The sequence below is a fragment of the Ramlibacter sp. bp-362 genome, from assembly GCF_054956735.1.
Genome location: NZ_JBUDXE010000086.1, coordinates 1 through 235 on the forward strand (window position 1 = coordinate 1; position 235 = coordinate 235).

1 protein-coding gene is annotated in these 235 nt (G+C 74.9%); it reads right to left on the bottom strand.

The features are described from left to right. The coding region (locus tag ACY0MJ_RS22515) for a sigma 54-interacting transcriptional regulator (RefSeq protein WP_462640789.1) at nt 1-235 on the bottom strand (235 nt) is incomplete at both ends.

A 235-nucleotide genomic window follows, 5' to 3' on the forward strand; every position in this document is an offset into this window, starting at 1 on the left:
CCGGCTCCAGCTGTGCAGGGCGCGGGCGGCGAGCTCCTTGCCCACGCCGGTCTCGCCTTCCAGGAGTACGTCCACCTCGGCCTGGGCGAGCTGCCGCAGCGTGGCCCGCAGGCGCTCCATGGCCGGCGACTGGCCCATCAACGGCCAATCCTCTTCCGCGTCCCGCGCGGCGGCCCGCAGGCGCCGGTTCTCCAGCACCAGCCGGCGCATCTCCTGGGCGCGGCGTATGCTGCTG